We start from the raw sequence: 20,780 nt of genomic DNA, 5'->3' as shown, positions 1-20,780 counted from the left end.
TGGTATGATCACTTAAGTAGAATAACTTGCTATCGCTTGATTGATCCGCTCTCTTGCCTCTAAGAGCCATGTTCCCTGATCCCTCGGGTATACAGAGAAGGTCAACGATGTACTCAGACCCTCTTCCATAATGGTTATCGTTGCTTTCTTGCCAATTTTCTGCTCAAGTAATTCTAGTGCGCGCAAATCCTGCAACCCTTCATATAGAACTTCCAGTCGAATGGATTCAATCGGGCCTTCTACTCCCGGATAGACCAAGTAGGCATCTCCTGAGGGAAATGCATGCTCAGCGTCAGTCGTACGATAAGGGTCCAGCTGCTGATTCAATGAATATTGCGAGTACCAGAAGTTATAACCCCAATGCAAGAAGCCCTGTAATCCGAATTTATACAATTGAAACCCGATTATACGATTTCTAGCAGACGGCATGTTGAAAAACCGGTTGGATACTTGTTCACCTTGAGCGCAGCAATAGTACGTCCAAAGGTCTGGAACCTGATGTTCTAAGAACGGTTCAATATGCGTATTCGCAGGAATCGGCCTTTTCACCAGGCCCTGTTCATACAACTCCAATTCGGACAAAGCGTCCATGATCGGATAACTTGATAAATGTTTATAAATGATCTCACTTGCAGCTCGGTACGATTCCAAATGTTCCTCTCCTGGTTCATCTGAAATATGGAACCAGCTTTGCTGGTCTATTCCCTGCTCTTTCAAATATTGATCTAAGCAAGGTAAAAATTGATCCAAGAAACTACGGTATTCCGCTGAGGATGCGTCCGTATCCCAACCGAATAGTTGCTGATCTTCACCTTGAATGGTTACCATTATTTTCGGTGCACATTTTGCACCCCATTGAGTAAATAAATGAGAGAACTCAAAGTATTTGAAGCCAAGTCGGCGGCACATCGATACCCAACGAGTAAGCAGATCAAATCCGAATTCATAACGATTTCCCGCTTTAGTCACGGAAATCAATTGAACGGTTGGACGTACTCCACCAATGGCTGTATCCAAAGGCGGTGTAAACAACGGAGTTAAGATCATGTTCATGCCATGCTTAACCATCGTATCTGCATAACGTTCTATAAGGGCCCAATGCGCTTCACTAAATACTTCGACACCATACTTTGTAGCAAGACAATCCACATGGAACCATTCCGTATGAATTAACTGTTGCGGCGGTAGTGTTGCAGGGATGACGGTTAACTCGAATACATCCGATTCACCTAATATCTGCCCTTCAGATGATTTGAAGAGGACCTGAATAGAGCGAAGCCCCGTACTCATTGTTTCATCCAAGGTTATCGCCACCCATAAAGATCGCCATTGTCCCGGGATCGATGAAATAGATTGTTGATCCAGCGTATACAATGGATCTGGATATAATCCCGGCGTAGTCCTTAGCACATCGTCATCATGATTTTTGAAACAAGGCATTTCTGAGGGAACAAGTCCAACGGATCTTATACATATTAGATCTGGAAGAGATGACTTTATCTCTACTTCAATATTCTTTAAAAGTGTATCTGAGGTATAAGCGACTTGGAACGAAAATGTTTCCCCGACAAGTGCGGTTGCACTGTGATAGGGTTCATGATTCGGCACTTCATCAGCAAATACCTTAACCAACGAACTTAATAACATCGTCTGAAATGGCTGCGGAGCATTCATCATTGCTTCACCTCTTCATCATTACAGACACTTTGTGCAAATTCTCTCAGAACAATACTGTTACCCTCGATGCGAGATTGCTCCGCTGCAAAAGCCATAAGGTGACTTTGAACGGAATGATTTGCTGATGTAAGACCTTGAATCTTTCCTTCCGCTCGAACCAGCTTAACAAAATCTTTGATTAACCCCATATCGCCGCCGCCATGACCAACATGACCACCTGCATTCTCGAACGAGATTCTCTCTACCTTACCGCTGCCAAAATGGATCACTTCAATTTCATTCTTCTCCATCGCACCGCGAATTTCTCCCGTGGTACCCATCAGCTTGAGGGTACGACTTACATCTTTGGTAAACGCACTCATTGTAAAAGCTATAGTTACGGAATTAGCAAATTCTAGATTTACCACTTGATGGTCGACGACATCATTATCACAATGATAGACACATCGTCCATAAGGTCCTTCCTGAAGAGCATTCAGTCGGGCTTCATAGCTTGGATCATCGCTAATTGCCGATGTAGGCCAATCCGTATCCTCCGTCAAATATTGATTAGGAGCATAATAGAGACATTTATCTGCTGCTGGGCATCCATCTGTGCAACGTAGCGGGGCTCCTTCCGGTGCTTCACTAGATTTGAAATGGGACAGTGAGCCGAAGGAAGACACTCGAACACATTCTGAATCTGTCAACCAGGAAAGAATGTCCAGATCATGACAGGACTTAGCGAGAATCATCGGACTGGACTCATCCTTTTTGCGCCAATTCCCTCTTACGAAGCTATGAGCTTGATGCCAGTAACCCACGTTCTCATTATGTTGAATAGACATCAATTTTCCGATGGCACCACTTTCCAGTAGTTCCTTGATCGTAGAGAAGAAATTGGTATATCTCAATACATGGCATATCGAGAAGACACGATTCACTTTAGAGGCCATTCCCCCCATAAGTACACATTCCTTGGCATCAGGGGACATCGGTTTTTCTAATAGTACATGATACCCTGCCTCCAGTGCTTTCATTGTTGGCACATAATGCTGATTGTCTTGGGTACAGATGAATACCGCATCTGCTACTTTCGGGGAGGCAAAAAAATCATCCCAATGGGTAAAGCACATATCATCAGCCAGCTTATGTCTTGCCTTAAATTTATTTCTCCGCTTCGCATTCGGCTCTGCAACAGCTACAACTTGAAGCTCATTGGGGTGCTGAATCGCATATTCTGAATAATTAATTCCTCGCAGGCCCGCTCCAATTAAAGCAACAGTAACTTTCTTCATCGCAATCTGCTCCTTCATATGAGACTTTATGCTATGTCTGTACTCTATTTCTTTATTCTTTAACACTACCAACCGTCATTCCTTTTACGAAATACCTTTGTAAGAATGGATACACTACCATAATTGGCAATGCGCCCATGAATATTTGCGCCGTTCGGATCGTCTTCTCACTCAGGTTCTCCATCACCTTGAGCTGCTCAATGGACATCGATGACATCTGGGCATTGATAGACATAATCAAGGTAGAAAGATAGGTCTGTAGCGGATAATGCTCAGGTGAATTCAGGTAAAGGATACCGTCAAACCAAGCGTTCCAATGCCCAACTATGGTGAATAACCCAATCGTTGCGATGGATGGAAGGGATATCGGTAAATAAATTTGCCAAAGTACTCTCCAATGTCCGGCACCATCAATCGTAGCCGCTTCATCCAATTCTCTTGGAATAGATCTGAAGAAGTTAAGCATCAGAACCATATTCCATACATTCAATGCACCTGGTAAGATAAGTGCCCATATGGAATCGATTAAGCCTGTATTCTTCACTACGATATACGTCGGAATTAAGCCGCCTCCAAAAAACATCGTAATCGCGAATATCCATACATATACGGTTCTAAATTTAAACTGATCATTCGATTTGGAAAGCGGAAAAGCAGTAATAAATACTAGAAACAAGTTAACTACTGAACCGAGCACTACTCGTTTTACGGAGACTCCCAAGGAACGAAAGAACTCTACCTTTTCTCCTAAATATACATAAGCATCCCAGGAAAAGCCGACGGGCCAAAGCTTCACTTCTCCAGCCATCGCAGCTGTATTCGAGCTAAGTGAGATGGAGAGTAAGTGTACAAATGGGATAATGCCGAGTATGGTAATGAAAGTTAACAACAGCGTATTGAACACGATAAATAACTTTCTGCTGAATGATTGTTTATGTAGCACCATCTCCACCTCCTAGAATATGCGGTAATTGTTAAATTTGTACGCTGCATAGTAAGTTGTTGATACCATAAATAAAGATATTATCGATTTAAAGAGACCCACTGCTGCCGCAGGTCCAAATTGTTGGCTGAACATCCCCAATCGATAGACAAATGTATCTATTATATCTGCCCCTGCATATACAGTCGGGTTATACATAATCAATATCTGCTCAAAACCTGCGTTAAGAATACCACCGAGACCTAATACACTAAGTAAAATAATAATCGGTGCTATACCTGGAAGCGTAATGTTAAGCATTTGCTTCCATTTCCCTGCACCATCTACCTCTGCCGCTTCATACAGCGTCGCATTAATTCCTGTGATGGCAGCAAGCATGATGATCATATTGTAGCCCATGCCTTTCCAGACATCCGAGCCAATGATAATCCCCCTGAACCAACCATTATCAAGCATGAACATGATAGGTTCTAAGCCCATAGAGGAAATTAAGCCATTAATAGGTCCATTCAGAGAGAATAATTCAATAATGACACCCCCAAGGACAGTCCATGAAAGGAAGAACGGGAGGAAAATGGCGGATTGAATAAAACCTGCGAACCATTTCTTAGTAAGCTCATTTAATAATAGAGCTAGAATGAGCGGGACAAGCAGAGACAATACCATTTTGATGATAGCTATGACTAGCGTATTCCAAAGTACTTGCTTGAAATCCGGTAAATTAAATACATAACGGAAGTTATCTAATCCCACAAAATCAGATTTAAAAAAACCGGATAACGGCTCAAACTGCTGAAACGCCATAACCAGGCCGGCCATCGGTCCGTAGGCATAAATCAGTGTAACAATCACACCCGGTATTAACATGATATGAAGCGGATATTCTTTCTTCAGTGATTTCATAGATGCCCTCCTCACCAACTTACTCATTTTAAAACGGGAGGTGAGTCGGCTCACCCGACTCACCTCACCCGCTTTCTTGTCCCTATGATTTATTTCGTAGCTTCCGTGCTATACCATTCATTGACCTCATCGATAATTTCATTACCGCCAAGTGCCTTCCAGCTATCCACGAATTTATCGAAATCATCAAGAGAACCACCCATGATAATCTTGGTAAAGGACTCTTGCATCAACTTATCCAGCTGACCGCCCTTTTCCACTACTGTTGGTGTAGGAAGACCGTAAAACTCGTTGTATACAAATTGTTGATTTTCTTTAATTTGTCGTGTTAAGCCCCAGCCACCGTCTTTTGCAGCCCGGCTATAATATTGACCCCAGTTTACACCTTTGGTAGCGTTAGATGTGTCGCCTGCCAGGAAGTCCTTAGTCGCTTTAAAAGTATCCGCAACGGTCTTATAATTTGCATCGTCTATTGTAATTTCAGTCTGATTAGCATCGAGCGCTTTGTTTACTTCCCTGTAAATCGTATCAATATCAACAGGGTTGGCAATCCTTGGGTTAAACCAGTTGTATACATAGCCATCTGCCGCTTTGTTCTTATCCTTGTATTTCTTATTACCAACTTCGATGTAGAAATTGAGCATCTTAATCGCTGCTTCGGGGTTCTTCATCTTTTTGTTCACAACGAAAATTTTGTTGCTGCGGATTTTTGGAACGAGTGATTTAGCTGGACCATCAATCCCTGGAAGCTGAATTGCAATCCAATCCGCCTTTGGATCTTTGTCTACGCTGGAGTTAAGCGGCCAGTTCGGATACCACCACTCTCCGTAGGAAATACCCACTTTACCTGCAGTCAGATCTTCTACAGCCTTATTCTCATCCTTTAGTGCAAACTCTTTATCAATAATTCCATCTTTATACCATGCTTGTAGCTTACCAAGTGCAGTCTTCACTTCAGGCTGAATCAATCCCGGTAACAATTTGTCATCGCCGCCTTTAATCCAAGCCGATTGTTTATCACCAACGGAAGGATAAGCACCGAATCCATTAAAGAAACCTCTGACATCAAATCCCCAAAAGAAGAGATTCTTTTGCATGGCGATACCATAGGTGTCATTCTTACCATTCTGATCTGGATCATTATGTGTGAATGCTTGTGCAACTTTCTCAAGCTCATCGATCGTCTTCGGTGCCTGTAAACCTAGATTATTAAGCCAATCTTGACGAATCCATAGCAGCTGCGTGGATAAGAAGGGATCTTCAAATGCAGGAATACCTAATTGCTTACCATCCGCACTGAACGTTTTCATCGCGAATCCACCATCTGAGTCCATATAAGCCTTAAGAGCTGGTGACGCATATTGTGCATAAGCATCTGTCAGATCAGCAAGCATATCTTGCTTTTTAAGTTTCTCATAGTTCTTCTGATCAACTTCTATCACATCGGGTAGATCCCCCGATGCCATGGCAAGCGAGAACTTCTGCTCAAACTGGGCAGAGGGAACGGTCCATTTGTATTTCACTTCAATATTCATCATCTCTTTGAGATCTTTCAGGTAGGCATTTTGTTCCGGTGTTATTCCGCTTGGAGTTCTTGGATCTTCTGGTGGATTATATCCTAGTATTTCTGTAACAGTGACCGTTTCCGGGTATTTCCCTAGTGGATCAGGTGCTGTGGCGCTGTCTGTCGCACTATTCGTAGTCTCTTCCTTAGGCGTAGATGGTGCATTCGCATTTCCATTCCCTTGACTTCCACATGCTGACAATAATGAAAGAATCATCGTTACTGACAAAATCATTTTCCATGGTCTCATTTTTTTCATCTGAACGCTTCCCCCCTTTGTTTGCTGCAATTCTTGTTGTTAATCAGTGTTCCTAGTTATTATTTTAGTCACAGAGGAAACCGCTTTCAATTTCACTTTTTTTACATCACTTTCACTTTATTTACTTATTTTGAGTTTCGATAATCCTGTGGAGATAAACCCATTTTGCGTTTGAAGAATGTTGTAAAGTAGGATGGTGATTCAAAACCGACCCGGATGGCGATTTCATTTAATTTCAGAGTTGTATTCTTCATCAGCTGCAGAGCAACATGCAGCTTCGTCGACTGGATATACTCTAATAAATTTTGTCCTGTCGTCTGTTTATAATAACGAGATAAATAGGACGGATTAAGATGCACCTCTGCAGCAATTGAGGTAAGCGATAAATCTCCAGATAAGTTCTCCTGCACAAACTGGTGAATTTGTTCGATGATTAGCGTCTTGAAATCTTCCTGCTCGATTCCTCCAGCTTTGTGCATCGTATCCTCAAGTTGACTTAGTTTCTCAAGGTCTAAGATAAGCATGTGCTGACCTAATAAAGCTCTCTTAAGAATCATAGTGCGCACGGCTTCAACTTGAAGATGGATTGATTCCCAATGGTTAAGTAAATCCCCCGATATTCCGAATGAAACGCAGACACTTAGCAGCTCATCACACTCATTCTGTACAGGCTCTAATATCCCTCTCATATAAGCAACGATTCCAGGCCAATTCACCCCTTGATCTGGATAGCCACTACGAAAGCGATTCAGCAACCCTTCATCTGGTTGAAGCAGCCATATGATTACACGATCATCATAAACCACTTCTTCACATGCAATAGATGCAGGCAGGTGATCATGGAAAATACGCTGAACAGACGGAGGCATTTTAAATTTAGGATCATCTAGTCGATCCAAGATACCAACAAGAAAGAACGAAGGACGATCTAATGCAATGCCGAACTCTACATCCTTGTAACGTACATTATTGAGTATAGAAGTAATAGACTCCCCGCTCAGCACCCGCTCCATCAGCTCTCTCTTTAGGAAGGAACTAGCGATTTGATAGTGCATTTGTGCCTTCTCCAATTGAAGTCTACGACGGTTCTCCTCGTCTAGCTTGTCGATTGCTGCCTTCACAGCTTGGAAAATAGGTTCAATTCCTTCCGTTTTCAGAATGTAATTGTCCACATTCTTACGAATCGCTTCGTATACATAATCAAATTCACTGTATCCTGTAAGGAAAATCACTCGGCATAATGGCCAATAATAGACGATTTCGTCCACGAGCTGGAGACCATTCTTCTGAGGCATACGAATATCGCTAACCATAATATCCAATTTCGTTTTCTTAGCAATTTCAAGAGCTTCGCTTGAGGAGTAAGCTTTTCGTATATCCAGTTCAAATTCTGAGTTATCCTGAAACAGTTGGACTAATCCATTCACAATCACAGGCTCGTCATCTACGATTAGTAATCTATACATAATCACACTTCCTTACTCTCATATTTAACTATCAGTTCTACCCTCAATCCTCCATATTTGCTGCGTGAGACAAACAAGCCACTATCTGGTCCGTACTTCAATTGGAGTCTATTATTAACGTTGATTAATCCCGTCTTCTCAACTTGTTTCAGACCCATCGCAAGTTTCTTCTGCAAGTACTCTATTTCCTCATCTTTTAAAAGATTGCCGTTATCTTCAATTGTGATAATTACTATTCCCTCTTCGCATTCCGCACCAATATAGACAACCCCGTGTCGGGAGTCGTCTTCGAAAGCATGCTCGAACACATTCTCAACAATCGGCTGAATAATCAGCCTCGGTACTAAAATCGCATTCGCCAAAACGGGTATTTCTTCATATTCGAAAGAAATACGATTCGAGAAGCGAATACACTGAATTTCACAATAATCAAGCGCATGCTGATACTCCTTAAAGAAAGGCACCTCGTCCGATCCACTTCTTGTGATGTATTGGTAGTAGCTCCCTAGCTTTTGTGAGAGCTCAGCCGCACTATCGGAATCTCCTACTTTACACATCATGTAAATATTAAAGAAGCTGTTATAGAGAAAATGAGGGTTAATCTGTGACTGCAATTGCTTCAACTGCGAATGCTGCAGGGCAATCTTCTGTTCATAATTTTCCTCAATAGAACGCTTAAGTCTAGAAGCCATGCGATTAAAACTATTAAATATATAGTAAAACTCATCTTTGGTCTTTGACTCGATGACTAAATCAAGATTATCCGTTTCTACCATACGGAATGTCTTAACCAATTTAGATAAGGGCCTATGAATCATTAGATTTACCGAATAAGAATAAAGTATCATTACCACAATAGCGATGACGAAAGAGGCATATAGTAGTGTATTAAATTGGCTTAAAGGCCTTGTGATTTCATTCTGATTCACGTACATAATCAAGGATAGATTCAAAGAACTGATAAAGTTATGGGCAATAAAGTAACTTTTACCGTTCACCTTGTTTATTTCTGGGATATCGGAATTAAACTGATCCTGTTTGGTGATGAGTCTAAGGACCTCAGTAGATACTAACTGATCGTCTGTAGTAGATAGAATATTGCCCAGCTCATTACTTCCCAGAAATACCTCCGATTCTTGATATAAGGTTGCGATTTGATTTAGTGCCTCCAATAGCTTACCTTTTGAGATTTCAATATACGACCAAAGCTCCGCATTATCTCCTGTTTCTATAAGGAAAATCGCATCACCGCTCCGATAGAATGAAGGCTTCTGCTTAACGTTAAGTAACGAGGAAATTTTTTCGTACTCCATATTAGGAATAGACGTGATCCCCGTCTTACCAGAGATCGTTTTGCCCAGAGACTTAATATATACCCCGGCGTTAACCACATATTCGCTTGAGGCAATGATCCGATTCAATAGATCTTCAGCATTACCGATTAATTCTACCTCTTCATACTTTTCTAAACTTTCGCCTCGGAAACTAAGCTTCTGTATGTTTTTATCTTCTTGAAATTGTAATTGTTGATTGCGGATGAAATATATCTCTTTATCCAGTTGCTTGGAATAGAACGACGCCCCAGCCAGGGATGAGTCCAAAATCGTATTTTTGGTGAATGACATCCCCTTATAATTCACCCAAATATTCATCGATATGAGCGGAATCAAAAAGACGATAAATACGATGACAACTTTCTGATAGACGAACCATTTTACTTTTCCCGTAGCCAGCAGCTTCATTCTCTACCTCCGTATCTACTCATTTTGAGCCCTTAAAGCTATAAAAAAGACCCGTAAAGTAGTCCTTTCCTCAAGGGAGGATTTTACGGGTAATGACTATTCTTTTAATTATAGATAGACTATCATCACGTCATGCTAAGAAGACTTTCATCCCATCATAGGAAATGATGAAATTCTCCTCTGCTGTATTCTTAACTAAAGTATCATGCAACTCTGCGCTGTAGTGAGAGAAATGAGTCAGAATAAATGATGTACTAGTATCACAACTATTTTGGTCAAGCAAACGTTCTCTTACTATCCGACAACCGGAGATCCCCATATGATAATCATATCTATCCTCTAGCCCATAATTACAATCCAGACTAACAACGTCCAGGTGCTTATCACGTAGATAATTGAAGGTTTCATCACTGAATATACCACTATCATTGCCGTATAAGAATCTTGTGTTATTCTGCTCAAGTAGATAGATAAAGCTATGTTCATCCGGCTTGTGATGGGCTGGCAATGCGGTTACTGTCACTTCTCCAAGAGTGAAGGGCATGAAAGGCTGTATGATATGAAACTCGTAAAAAGGATCTTCAATCGTATCGGTTCCATAATCATAGCGAAGAGCTGATTTCATCGTTTCTTCTACCGTTTCATTTCCGTAAATATGCAGTTTTTTTCCACTCTCCTGCAGCTGACAATACCAATGTTCATGCCTCATCATGAGCTCTGCTGCTGCAAAATGATCCGTATGCGAATGCGTAACAATCAAATGATTAACTTTCCCCAAATCCAATTTGTAACGAAGCTTATTCATATACATGTCAGGTGAGAAATCCAGCAGCAAATCAGAGTTAATAAGCGCTCCTGTACGAGCGCGAATATTCTTGCCACCAAGCTCCATCGCCATAGAGCAACGTTCACATTGACAAAATAAAGCTGGATAACCCTCGCTTGCTCCAGTTCCTAAATACATAAATTCCATGGTATCATCTCCCAGCGCATTTTATGATAGCGCTTACTAATTAGTAAAAAAAAGATATATGCTAAATAGTGTCGCTGGCGCTACATTACGAATAATGAGTGAAAATCCCATTTTCGTCAAGGTTCACTTCGTTGGGAGTTGGGTAGTAAGTGAAGAAGGTTATGAAACGAGTAGCCATAGACAAAAAAAAAGCAAGGCTCCTCCAATAACAGGAGGAGCCTTGCTCCGTTGACTCTTATCGTATGGGTGTTGAGTGCCGGGACAGCACCCTTATCATTACGATATATTAATTACTTCGTTTAAATCTTCGAGCTAACACAAATCCCACAAGAACTAGACCTCCACCTACTAAGTAAATAGGAAGTGCACTGTCTTCTCCCGTTTTCGGAAGCTCTGTTGGTTTATTGCTGTTATCCCCTGGTTCTTTCACAGTACCTGTCGGTACTTCCTCGACATCAATCTCGATCTCAATCTCTTCTTCATTTCCATTCTCATCTGTCACAATGATCGTGAACTTGTCTTTGCCAATGAAGCCTGGATCTGGTGTATAAATCCACTTGCCATCCTTAGTAATTGTCACCTTACCATGATCTGGCTTTTCACCGACACTCGGCACGCCCCCAAGTGGTATTTCACCTTCAAGAGGAACTTCCTCATCTGTAGTCAGTTTCTCTACAGGTGGCGTCACCTTCGGAACAATAGGCGTACTAGTTGGCACCGACGTAATAGTTGGTGTTACTGTTGGTGTTACTGTTGGTGTCGCCACCACAGGTGTTGCGGATGGAGTAGCCGTAACGATTACTCCCGGTATTGACGTCGGGGTCGACACAGGGAAAATTGGATTGTCTGGCGTCGACGTAGGTGTTACTGTCGACACAGGTGTTTCCGTCGGTGTTGCTGTCGGCGTTGCCGTTGGCGCTGTTGTTGGTGCTGTTGTTGGTGCTGTTGTTGGCGCTGTTGTTGGCGCTGTTGTTGGCGCTGTTGTTGGTGCTGTTGTTGGTGCTGTTGTTGGTGCTGTTGTTGGTGCTGTTGTTGGTGCTGTTGTTGGTGCTGTTGTTGGCGCTGTTGTTGGTGCTGTTGTTGGCGCTGTTGTTGGTGCTGTTGTTGGAGTCACTATCTTTTGATTCGTTACAGTCATATCTGTAACTGTTGTTGAACTAAATTTCACCTCATATTTATTTGCATCCTTGATATATCCAATAGGTGCCGTTTTTTCTTGCAAGAAGTATTTACCAGGCCGGAGATCTTTAAATACTGTTTTACCGTCTTTATCTGTCGGAATAGATGTGCTAAATAAAACCTCCTCGGATCCAGACACGCGATATAAATTAAAGATAGCTCCTTCAAGAACTTTACTATTATCTGCTACATCTACTTTCTTGACAGCTAATTCTTTTCTAGTCCCTTGTCCAATTCCACTGGAATCCGAAAATACTACAGTTACACTTGATTCTTTGGATTGGGTTTCCGTTTGGGATCCATTACCACTAAATTTAACAGAGTTACTAATTTTCCCACCATTTTTCGCCTCTAAAATTATAGAGTCATACTTCAAAATAAAAGGTTTCTCAATCGTTTTATTGAACTTCAATTTAAATTGCTCTGCACCTGTCTTGTCATCCTTTGTAAATTCAAGCGTATAATCCTTGTCCGCTCCTTGAATGAGTGCTGGACCAGATTCATTGACTGTGCCATCCTTTAAAATTGTTGTCGGCAGCAACCGGAATGACTCCGGCAAGAACATTTGATTAGCGTCCGGATTATCAATGATTTGTGCATCTTCTACAAGAGATTGGTTATAGTTGATCTTTAAAGTCCAATTTAGTTTTGTCTCATTTTTAGGGTCCTGTACTCCTGACTTGGTAACATATTGATCATTTTTACCACCGTTTGGAATGCTAACTTCACTTTTCAAATCTTTTGATACAGGCACACCATTGTCAGACAGCTTAGCTGTATTGTAAATCGTTCCATTCTCGACCACTTGATCCTTTAAGCTGGTGCTGAATTTAATCAAATAAGGCTTAGCAATTTTTTCATTAAAGCTTATTTTCAACAATTTAGTCGTTTTATTGTAATCTACAGAATATAGTTTGGGATTAGAGCTGGCAGTAACAGTGACTTCTTTTCCAACTTTAGGGTTACCACTGCTTTCTATCGAAAGTTCATAAACCTTTATAGATCCCTCTATCAACTGCTGTTTATCTTCTAAGGTATCAACAAGCACAGCTTTATCAAGCTCTTTGCTATTGTAGTTAATCCCTATTTCCCAAGAAATCTCTTTGGTTTGAGCGTCATAGGAACCGTTTTTGTAGCCATTATTCTTTGCTTTTGAATCAGGATAGAATGTATCCTCAACCGTGATGGTTTTCGTTTCTGTAGGTTTGGACGGGTCATTCCATACAACAGAAGCTCTATTCAAAAATTTCACTTCGTTCTTAACCCAATCATATACAGTCCCGTTACTATTCTTCAACCAATCATTATTGAAATACGTTTTGTAAGTAATTGTATAAGTCTTATCTATTGATGAGTTGAATTTCACGGTAAAACCTTCTGTAGGTTTTGAATCATCAAGAGTATACATAGAAGAGTCCACTAGTTTACCGCTATCATCTTTGATAACAAACCCAACATCAGTAAATTTCAAACCTCTGTTAGGGAAGGTATCCGTAATCACTACATTATTCATTACTTTTTTATCACTATTAATTTTTATTGTCCAGCTTATAGTTTTATCAGCGTAATTAGCCTGTCCAACCTTCTTGGAGATAATATCTTGATTAAGTGTCCCGCTCGCAGGCTTGTCATTAGTAACACCATTAACTATAGTAGTAACAGTATTTGAAACCTTTGTTGCTTCTTCGATGCGATCTTTCGCCCGGGTCTGATACTCGATCTTGTAAGCATTCGAAATATTATTATTAAATGATAATTCGAAATTTTTCAGCCCTGCTTTCGGAGTTAAAGTATTCTCAGATACTGTGTAGTCAGTTACTAAAACTTTATCAGGATTATCTTTAGACTTAGTGAAATCTAATTTATATACCTTCAGAGAGCCAGGTACAAACTGTTGAGAGTCCGTATAATAATCGAACAATTTGGCATCTGCTTTAGAGATCGATTTTTCACCATAATTGTACTCAATCGCCCAATAAGTGTCCTGTGTCACGGAATTATAACTGAGAAAAGATTTCTTCAATAATGCTCCATGATTAAGAGATACACTTGCATTATCTGAAAAAGGTCCTGTATTATTCCCCTTGAAAGTTGCCGTGTTTACAAAAGTGGTTTTAGTATCATCAATAACATCCGTAACGTATTCAATACGGTATGCTTCCGTAATAGGTGTATTAATATCAGGGGTAATAAACTTTACCTCTAGGGTGTTCCCCACTAGAGTTGCAGAATATTGACTATTGTTTAAAGGAGCACCCGGAGATACAGTACCGTTTAACGCTACATTAAGCTTACTGACCTTGATATCACTTATATCAGTTAAAGCTAAACCCGTAGGGATTACATCAGTTACAGCAGCTCCATATACACTATCCATAACTTTGTTCACATCAACAGTCCATTTAATCTGTTTGGCATTATAATTTCCTTGATTAGTGCCTACCGCAACTCCATCTTTGTCAATAGTAGAACTAACCTCAGGTTTAAATTGGACTGTAAACTCCTGCTCTGCACCACCATTTATCGGAAACTTAATCGTATAGGGTATAGTATCCGTAAACTTTGTTGTATCAAATCGAGTCTCCACTTCAATTGCACCTTTGACATCGAAATATTCTCCGACTTCACCGGTGAATGTTAAGGTAACTTTGTTAGGACTCCCTTTTATAATGTCGTAATGCCCCAGTTCTTGCCCTTCAATCATAATCTTTTTATTCAAAAAGTCTTTCTCGAGCACAAACCCTTCTGGTAGTTCAAATGTAAAAGTATCACCTGCAACGTAATCACTTCCATCTGGAACCGCCCAGTTATAGTTCAACTTCACTGTGGAGCTCAGCTTGTAAACAGAATCTGTGACCTGTACCCCATTCTCATATACAGACATCGTCACACTTGTAATGATATTAGCACTGTTCTCAATCGCCTTTGCTTTGACCTGAGAATCGAAGCCAAAAGCATTGAAAAACTGCGTACTAAGAAGTATTACTACCATCCATAAACCAATTTTCTTTTTCCACATAAAACGAAAGTCCTCCTTCTTCCTATAAAAGTACTTACTCGACTATTTCTAAGTTGTTTGTTCTCCAAATACTTCAATAATCTCCCTTCGATTGTAATTTGCCGACATGAACAATTTCTGAACAGATCTGAAATTTCGCCAGAATTGGCTCAATTAGCAAATTTTTTGAATAACAAAAAAGCCCTGACAGTGAGTTCACTGTCAGGGCTTCCTCTAAGTATTAGTAAATTTCTGCACAATATAATTTCACTTATATACTTGCGTGGTCACGTTTGGTGTAAGTTTTACGCTTCTCTAGAAGCTTGTTAAGCGCATCAATATAAGCACGGGCACTCGCTTCCAGAATATCGGTGCTAAGTCCACGGCCCTGTGCAGCAACTTCACCCTGCGACAGTACTACATGAACCTCGCCCTGTGCATCTTTACCACGGGAGACGGATTTAATGGAATAGTCCCCAAGGGTAACTTCCTCACCCGTGGCTTTATCAATTGCATTGTAGATGGCATCTACAGAACCATTGCCTTCTGCCTCTGCTACAATAGGCTCCGCTTCCGGACCATCGATAATCACCTTTGCAGTTGGAACAGCTTTATTACCGTAAGTAACGTAAATCGTCTGAAGTCTGAATACTTCTGGCGTATCAATTAGTTTCTCTTCAATTAATGCCAAAATATCTTCATCCGACACTTCTTTTTTCTTATCCGCCAAGTCTTTAAACCTTGAAAAAGCTGTATTAAGCTCTTCTTCAGATAAATCATACCCTAGATCACTTAACTTATCGCGGAAAGCATGGCGTCCAGAGTGCTTACCAAGTACCAGTTTGCTCTCTTTAAGTCCAATGGTCTCCGGTGTCATGATCTCATAAGTGGTTTTCTCTTTCAGCATTCCGTCCTGGTGAATACCCGATTCATGAGCAAATGCATTAGCTCCTACAATCGCCTTATTCCCTGGGACTACCATACCTGTCAACTTGCTGACCAAGCGACTTGTGCGAGAAATCTCGGACAAAGTTAAGGAAGTTTTTGCGCCAAAGAATTCAGCGCGTGTCTCCAGCGCCAATGCCACTTCTTCAATCGCTGTGTTCCCGGCACGTTCACCGATACCGTTGATCGTTCCTTCGATCTGATCTGCACCATTCTGAATCGCGGCTAACGTATTGGCCGTAGCCATGCCAAGGTCGTTATGACAATGAGCACTAAGCTGTACGCGTTCAATATCAGGCACATTCTCTTTTAGATATTTAAAGATAGCTCCGTACTCAGAAGGATTCAAATAACCTACAGTATCCGGGATATTAACAACATTAGCCCCTTCCCGGATAGCCATGCCGACCATTTCAGCCATGAAATCATACTCCGTACGGCCCGCGTCTTCTAATGAAAACTCGAGCTTAGGGAAATATTTCTTAGCGTATCGGATAGCAGACTGTGCAGTTTCCAACACCTGAGCCTTATCCATCCGCAGCTTATGCTGCCGGTGAATAGGAGATGTAGCTAGAAAAATATGAATACAAGGGTCCTGCGCTCCCTGTAGTGCTTCTTTTACAGCATCAATATCTGTCTCTCTAGAACGAGAAAGGCCGATTACCGTGACGTTCTTCACAGCTCTTGCCACCGCATTAACAGAAGCTAGATCACCTGGAGAAGCTGCAGGAAAACCCGCTTCCATGCGATCAATTCCCAGCTTCTCTAACTGGTAAGCGATCTCCACTTTCTCACGCGTGTTGAGGTTCACACCTGGTGACTGCTCTCCATCTCGCAGTGTCGTATCGAACACATAAATTTTCCGCATGCTAAGCACCTCCCAAAAATTGTGCTAAAACTCTCAAATGCGGCTCGCAAAGTCACGGCCGCATTTGAAGGTAATACTATTTAATCATAAGTATGATTATGATTATTTCTTAATCCAGTGCATCATTTCACGCAATTGGCTACCTACAACTTCTACTGGGTGAGCAGCTTCGTTGCGGCGAGTAGCGGTAAGGAAAGCACGTCCGGATTGGTTCTCAAGGATAAAGTCACGAGCGAATTTACCTTCTTGAATATCTGTCAGAACAGCTTTCATTGCTTTTTTAGTATCTTCAGTTACAATGCGTGGTCCAGTTACATAGTCACCGTATTCCGCAGTGTTACTGATGGAATCGCGCATGCTGGACAATCCGCCTTCGTATACCATGTCAACGATCAGTTTCAATTCGTGCAGACATTCGAAGTAAGCCATTTCAGGAGCATAGCCTGCTTCTGTCAAAGTTTCGAATCCAGCTTTGATCAGTGCGGATACACCACCACAAAGTACTGCTTGTTCGCCGAACAAGTCGGTTTCGGTTTCTTCGCGGAAAGAAGTTTCGATAACTCCTGCACGTGTACAACCAATACCTTTTGCATAAGCAAGACCGATTTCTTTCGCTTTACCTGTTGCATCTTGTTCGATTGCAATCAAGCCAGGAACGCCGAAGCCTTCAACATAAGTACGACGAACCATGTGACCTGGAGATTTTGGTGCTACGAGCAGCACGTCCGCATCTTTAGGAGCAACGATTTGTCCAAAGTGTACGTTAAAGCCGTGGGAGAACATCAAAGCTGCGCCTTTTTTGAGGTTTGGTTCCACTTCATTTTTATATACGGATGCTTGAGTTTCATCTGGCATTAAGATTTGCACAACATCTGCACGGGATACTGCTTCAGCTACTGGCAATACTTCAAAACCGTCATTTTTCGCAGTTTCAAAAGATTTACCTTCACGAAGACCGATGACAACTTGAAGACCACTGTCACGTAGGTTTTGTGCTTGGGCATGTCCTTGGCTACCGTACCCGATTACCGCAATTGTCTTTCCTTTTAATACACTAAGTTCTGCATCCTGTTCATAGTACGTTGTAACTGCCATTGTCAATATCCTCCTTTAATTTGAGACCCATCATAAAGAGCGGGTGCTTCAAGAGAACTGGATTCGTCGATTAGATCAAGCTGCTCCTCAAGCTCCCGCTCTTTAGCGGGAATGTCATTCATATCATATCAGATTAATGCAATCAAGCAGTAATCCGTTAAAGTCGCAAAATAAACTATTTAAGAGTTGCCACGTACCATAGCCGTAACACCTGTGCGAGACAGCTCTCTGATTCCATAAGGCTTCAAGAGCTCGATCATCGCGTCAATCTTCTGTGTCTCCCCAACTACCTGCACCAGTATAGTGGTGCTGCCGATATCGACAACTGAAGCACGGAAAGTCTCAACTACACCCAAAATTTCCGGACGCTCACTTGGATCAGCATTCACTTTAATCAGAGCCAGCTCGCGTGCAACCATTGGCTTAGCTCCAAGATCAACAACTTTGATAACATCAATTAGCTTATAGAGCTGCTTCTCGATTTGTTCAAGGGTATGCTGGTCGCCAAGAGTAACGATAACCATCCGGGATAATCCAACCTCTTCGGACTGGCCGACTGTAATACTCTCAATATTAAATCCACGGCGACCGAACAAGCCTGACACCCGTTGAAGCACACCTGGCTGGTCATTTACGAGTACAGAAATCGTATGTCTTGTCACTGTTATTCATCCCCCATCAGCATATGATCGATGGTTGAACCTTGAGTTACCATCGGGTAGACATTCTCGTCTTTTGGAACAACGAATTCTACCAATACTGGACCCTGTGTTTCCAGAGCTTTCTGCCATGCATCACGTGCTTCTTCCTTATTCGTCGCCCGTAGACCTTTTACACCATAGGCCTCAGCCAGCTTAACGAAATCCGGACTACCTGCAAGGTCTGTATAGCTATAACGTTTGTCATAGATAAGATTCTGCCATTGGCGAACCATTCCAAGCACTTGATTATTAATAACAACGATTTTGACAGGTATATTGTTAATCGCACAAATCGCCAGCTCTTGGGAACACATTTGCATACCGCCATCCCCGTTAATCGATACTACCAACCGTTCAGGATGTGCCATTTGCGCACCGATAGCTGATGGGAATCCGAAGCCCATCGTTCCAAGACCACCTGAAGTAATCCATGAACGCGGATGATTGAACTTGTAATATTGTGCTGCCCACATCTGATGCTGGCCAACGTCCGTAGTAACAATCGCTTCACCATTAGTGGTGTCATTAATCATTTCAATAACCCATTGTGGTTTAAGCTCTGTCTCCGAATCTTTATACCGAAGTGGCTGATCAAGCTTCGACTGCGCGATATGCGTTCTCCAAGCATCAGCCTTAGATGCACGGCCAACCTCAGGAATCAGCATTTCCAGTACAGTTTTTACATCTCCAACGATCGGAATATCAGGCGATACATTTTTTCCGATTTCTGCTGGATCGATATCGATATGCACGATCTTGGCTTTTGGCGCGAAGCCGTCCAGCCTACCCGTAACACGGTCATCGAAGCGGGCACCGATATTAATGAGCAAATCACATTGCTGAATCGCATTGTTTGCGGTATATGTGCCATGCATACCTGGCATTCCCATCCAAAGCTCTTCAGCACTTGGGAAGGCTCCAAGTCCCAGCAAGGTTGTAGTTATTGGAATCTCTGTCCGTTTCACGAATTCGAACATAGCCTCATGTGCTCCAGAGTAGATAACTCCACCACCTGCAATGATAATCGGACGTTCAGCAACCTCAATCGCACGAACCAGTTTATCAAGCTGCAGTTTGTTTGGAACTGTACAAGGGTTGTAGCCACGAAGATTTACGGTCTTCACTGGTGTGAACAACGTCTTTGCTGCCGACACATCTTTCGGTATATCGATCAACACTGGACCTTTACGACCGGTATTCGCCACATGGAAAGCTTCATGTATTACGCGAGGGAGATCCTCAACATCTCTTACAAAGTAGCTGTGTTTAGTGATTGGCATCGTGATTCCAGTAATGTCAGCTTCCTGGAAAGCATCTGTACCGATCAGGCTTGAGAAAACGTTACCTGTGATTACGACCAATGGAGTGGAGTCCATATATGCTGTAGCAATACCTGTTACAAGGTTTGTTGCGCCAGGACCCGAGGTTGCGATACACACCCCTGGTTTGCCACTTGCTCTAGCGTAACCGTCAGCTGCATGAATCGCTCCTTGCTCATGACGTGTTAACACGTGATTGAAATCCGTAAAACCGTACAATGCATCATAAATGTACAATACAGCTCCACCTGGATATCCGAATACTGTGTCTACACCCTCCAATACAAGGCTGCGGAGTAGTATTTCCGAACCGGTAATAACTTCCGGCTCCATCCATTTTTCTTTTAGCTGCTCTGTAGACCGTAATTCCGGTATTTGCGCGCTCATCAGTATTCCTCCTCCGATATTTAACATTCATTATGCAAATGACGGACCGTCCTCTATACATCAGCAAATAGTTATTTATAAAACAAAAAAACCTTCCGCCTCCCACGCACAGTATTAGCGCGTGAGGGACGAAAGGTTGATCTTCCGTGGTACCACCCATGTTTGCATTACATCTCGCGATGCAACGCCTTATCAGGTATACAAAAATCCATCGATGTAGGCAAGGGCCCTAATCTCTGTAACCTGAAGTCCGTAACGCGGACTAAACGATTCCCCCTAATAATTCCACCACTCTAGCCAGTGGACCTTTCAGGGAAACAGCTCCGAGGTGAGCTCGTATATAAGGGATTTCGGTGGAGGTTGCAGCAAATCCTCACACTCTCTGAGCAAAAGAGCCCTTAAAACTTCGTCCTCATCATTGCCGATACATGTATGTTCGTTAAAATGTTTAGACACATTATATGATTCCTATCACGGATAGTCA

Annotated in this window: 13 protein-coding genes; all 13 read right to left on the bottom strand. The window is 42.0% G+C overall.

The annotated features are described in order from the left end of the window. Positions 1-12: 12 nt before the first annotated feature. Positions 13-1,677: a DUF4091 domain-containing protein gene (locus MKY99_RS06685; RefSeq protein ID WP_339269442.1), complete on the bottom strand. Its 1,665-nt coding sequence runs from the start codon at positions 1,675-1,677 to the stop codon at positions 13-15. Beyond that, positions 1,674-2,954 (bottom strand): Gfo/Idh/MocA family oxidoreductase, encoded by a 1,281-nt coding sequence (locus MKY99_RS06680; protein ID WP_339269440.1) that lies wholly within the window; start codon positions 2,952-2,954, stop codon positions 1,674-1,676. The genes MKY99_RS06685 and MKY99_RS06680 overlap by 4 nt, the downstream gene beginning before the upstream one ends. 52 nt (positions 2,955-3,006) lie before the next feature. Next, complete coding sequence (locus tag MKY99_RS06675; RefSeq protein WP_042125110.1) at positions 3,007-3,900, bottom strand: carbohydrate ABC transporter permease; 894 nt, start codon at positions 3,898-3,900, stop codon at positions 3,007-3,009. A gap of 9 nt (positions 3,901-3,909) precedes the next feature. Continuing rightward, positions 3,910-4,800 (bottom strand): ABC transporter permease subunit, encoded by an 891-nt coding sequence (locus tag MKY99_RS06670; RefSeq protein WP_339269438.1) that lies wholly within the window; start codon positions 4,798-4,800, stop codon positions 3,910-3,912. Between the two features lie 89 nt (positions 4,801-4,889). Then, positions 4,890-6,623, bottom strand: a complete 1,734-nt coding sequence (locus tag MKY99_RS06665; protein ID WP_149645115.1) for an extracellular solute-binding protein — start codon at positions 6,621-6,623, stop codon at positions 4,890-4,892. Between the two features lie 125 nt (positions 6,624-6,748). Beyond that, positions 6,749-8,089, bottom strand: a complete 1,341-nt coding sequence (locus MKY99_RS06660; RefSeq protein ID WP_339269435.1) for a helix-turn-helix domain-containing protein — start codon at positions 8,087-8,089, stop codon at positions 6,749-6,751. Positions 8,090-8,091: 2 nt separating this feature from the next. Then, positions 8,092-9,831 (bottom strand): histidine kinase, encoded by a 1,740-nt coding sequence (locus MKY99_RS06655; RefSeq protein ID WP_339269433.1) that lies wholly within the window; start codon positions 9,829-9,831, stop codon positions 8,092-8,094. Positions 9,832-9,961: 130 nt separating this feature from the next. After that, the gene (locus MKY99_RS06650) at positions 9,962-10,804 is read right to left on the bottom strand and encodes an MBL fold metallo-hydrolase (protein WP_042125099.1); all 843 of its coding nucleotides are present in this window, start codon (positions 10,802-10,804) and stop codon (positions 9,962-9,964) included. Between the two features lie 286 nt (positions 10,805-11,090). Beyond that, a complete protein-coding gene (locus MKY99_RS06645; protein ID WP_339269430.1) occupies positions 11,091-15,002 on the bottom strand; it encodes a collagen binding domain-containing protein in 3,912 nt (1,303 codons plus the stop codon). Positions 15,003-15,252: 250 nt separating this feature from the next. Further along, entirely contained in the window at positions 15,253-16,794 is a 1,542-nt protein-coding gene (locus MKY99_RS06640) for a 2-isopropylmalate synthase (protein ID WP_042125095.1), read from the bottom strand. 102 nt (positions 16,795-16,896) lie between these two features. Then, positions 16,897-17,889, bottom strand: coding sequence for a ketol-acid reductoisomerase (ilvC, locus tag MKY99_RS06635; RefSeq protein WP_036679485.1), 993 nt, complete (start codon positions 17,887-17,889; stop codon positions 16,897-16,899). A 179-nt stretch (positions 17,890-18,068) separates the two neighbouring features. Next, positions 18,069-18,557: an acetolactate synthase small subunit gene (ilvN, locus tag MKY99_RS06630; RefSeq protein WP_170880323.1), complete on the bottom strand. Its 489-nt coding sequence runs from the start codon at positions 18,555-18,557 to the stop codon at positions 18,069-18,071. Next, on the bottom strand, positions 18,554-20,296 hold the full coding sequence (gene ilvB, locus MKY99_RS06625) for a biosynthetic-type acetolactate synthase large subunit (protein WP_339269428.1): 1,743 nt from the start codon (positions 20,294-20,296) through the stop codon (positions 18,554-18,556). The genes ilvN and ilvB overlap by 4 nt, the downstream gene beginning before the upstream one ends. Positions 20,297-20,780 lie beyond the last annotated feature (484 nt).

Origin of the sequence: Paenibacillus sp. FSL R5-0470 (assembly GCF_037975205.1) — a bacterium.
In the GTDB taxonomy this organism is placed as follows: Bacteria; Bacillota; Bacilli; order Paenibacillales; family Paenibacillaceae; genus Paenibacillus_AQ.
The sequence above is the reverse complement of the archived record's forward strand: the minus strand, read 5'-3'. Positions and strand labels throughout refer to the sequence as shown.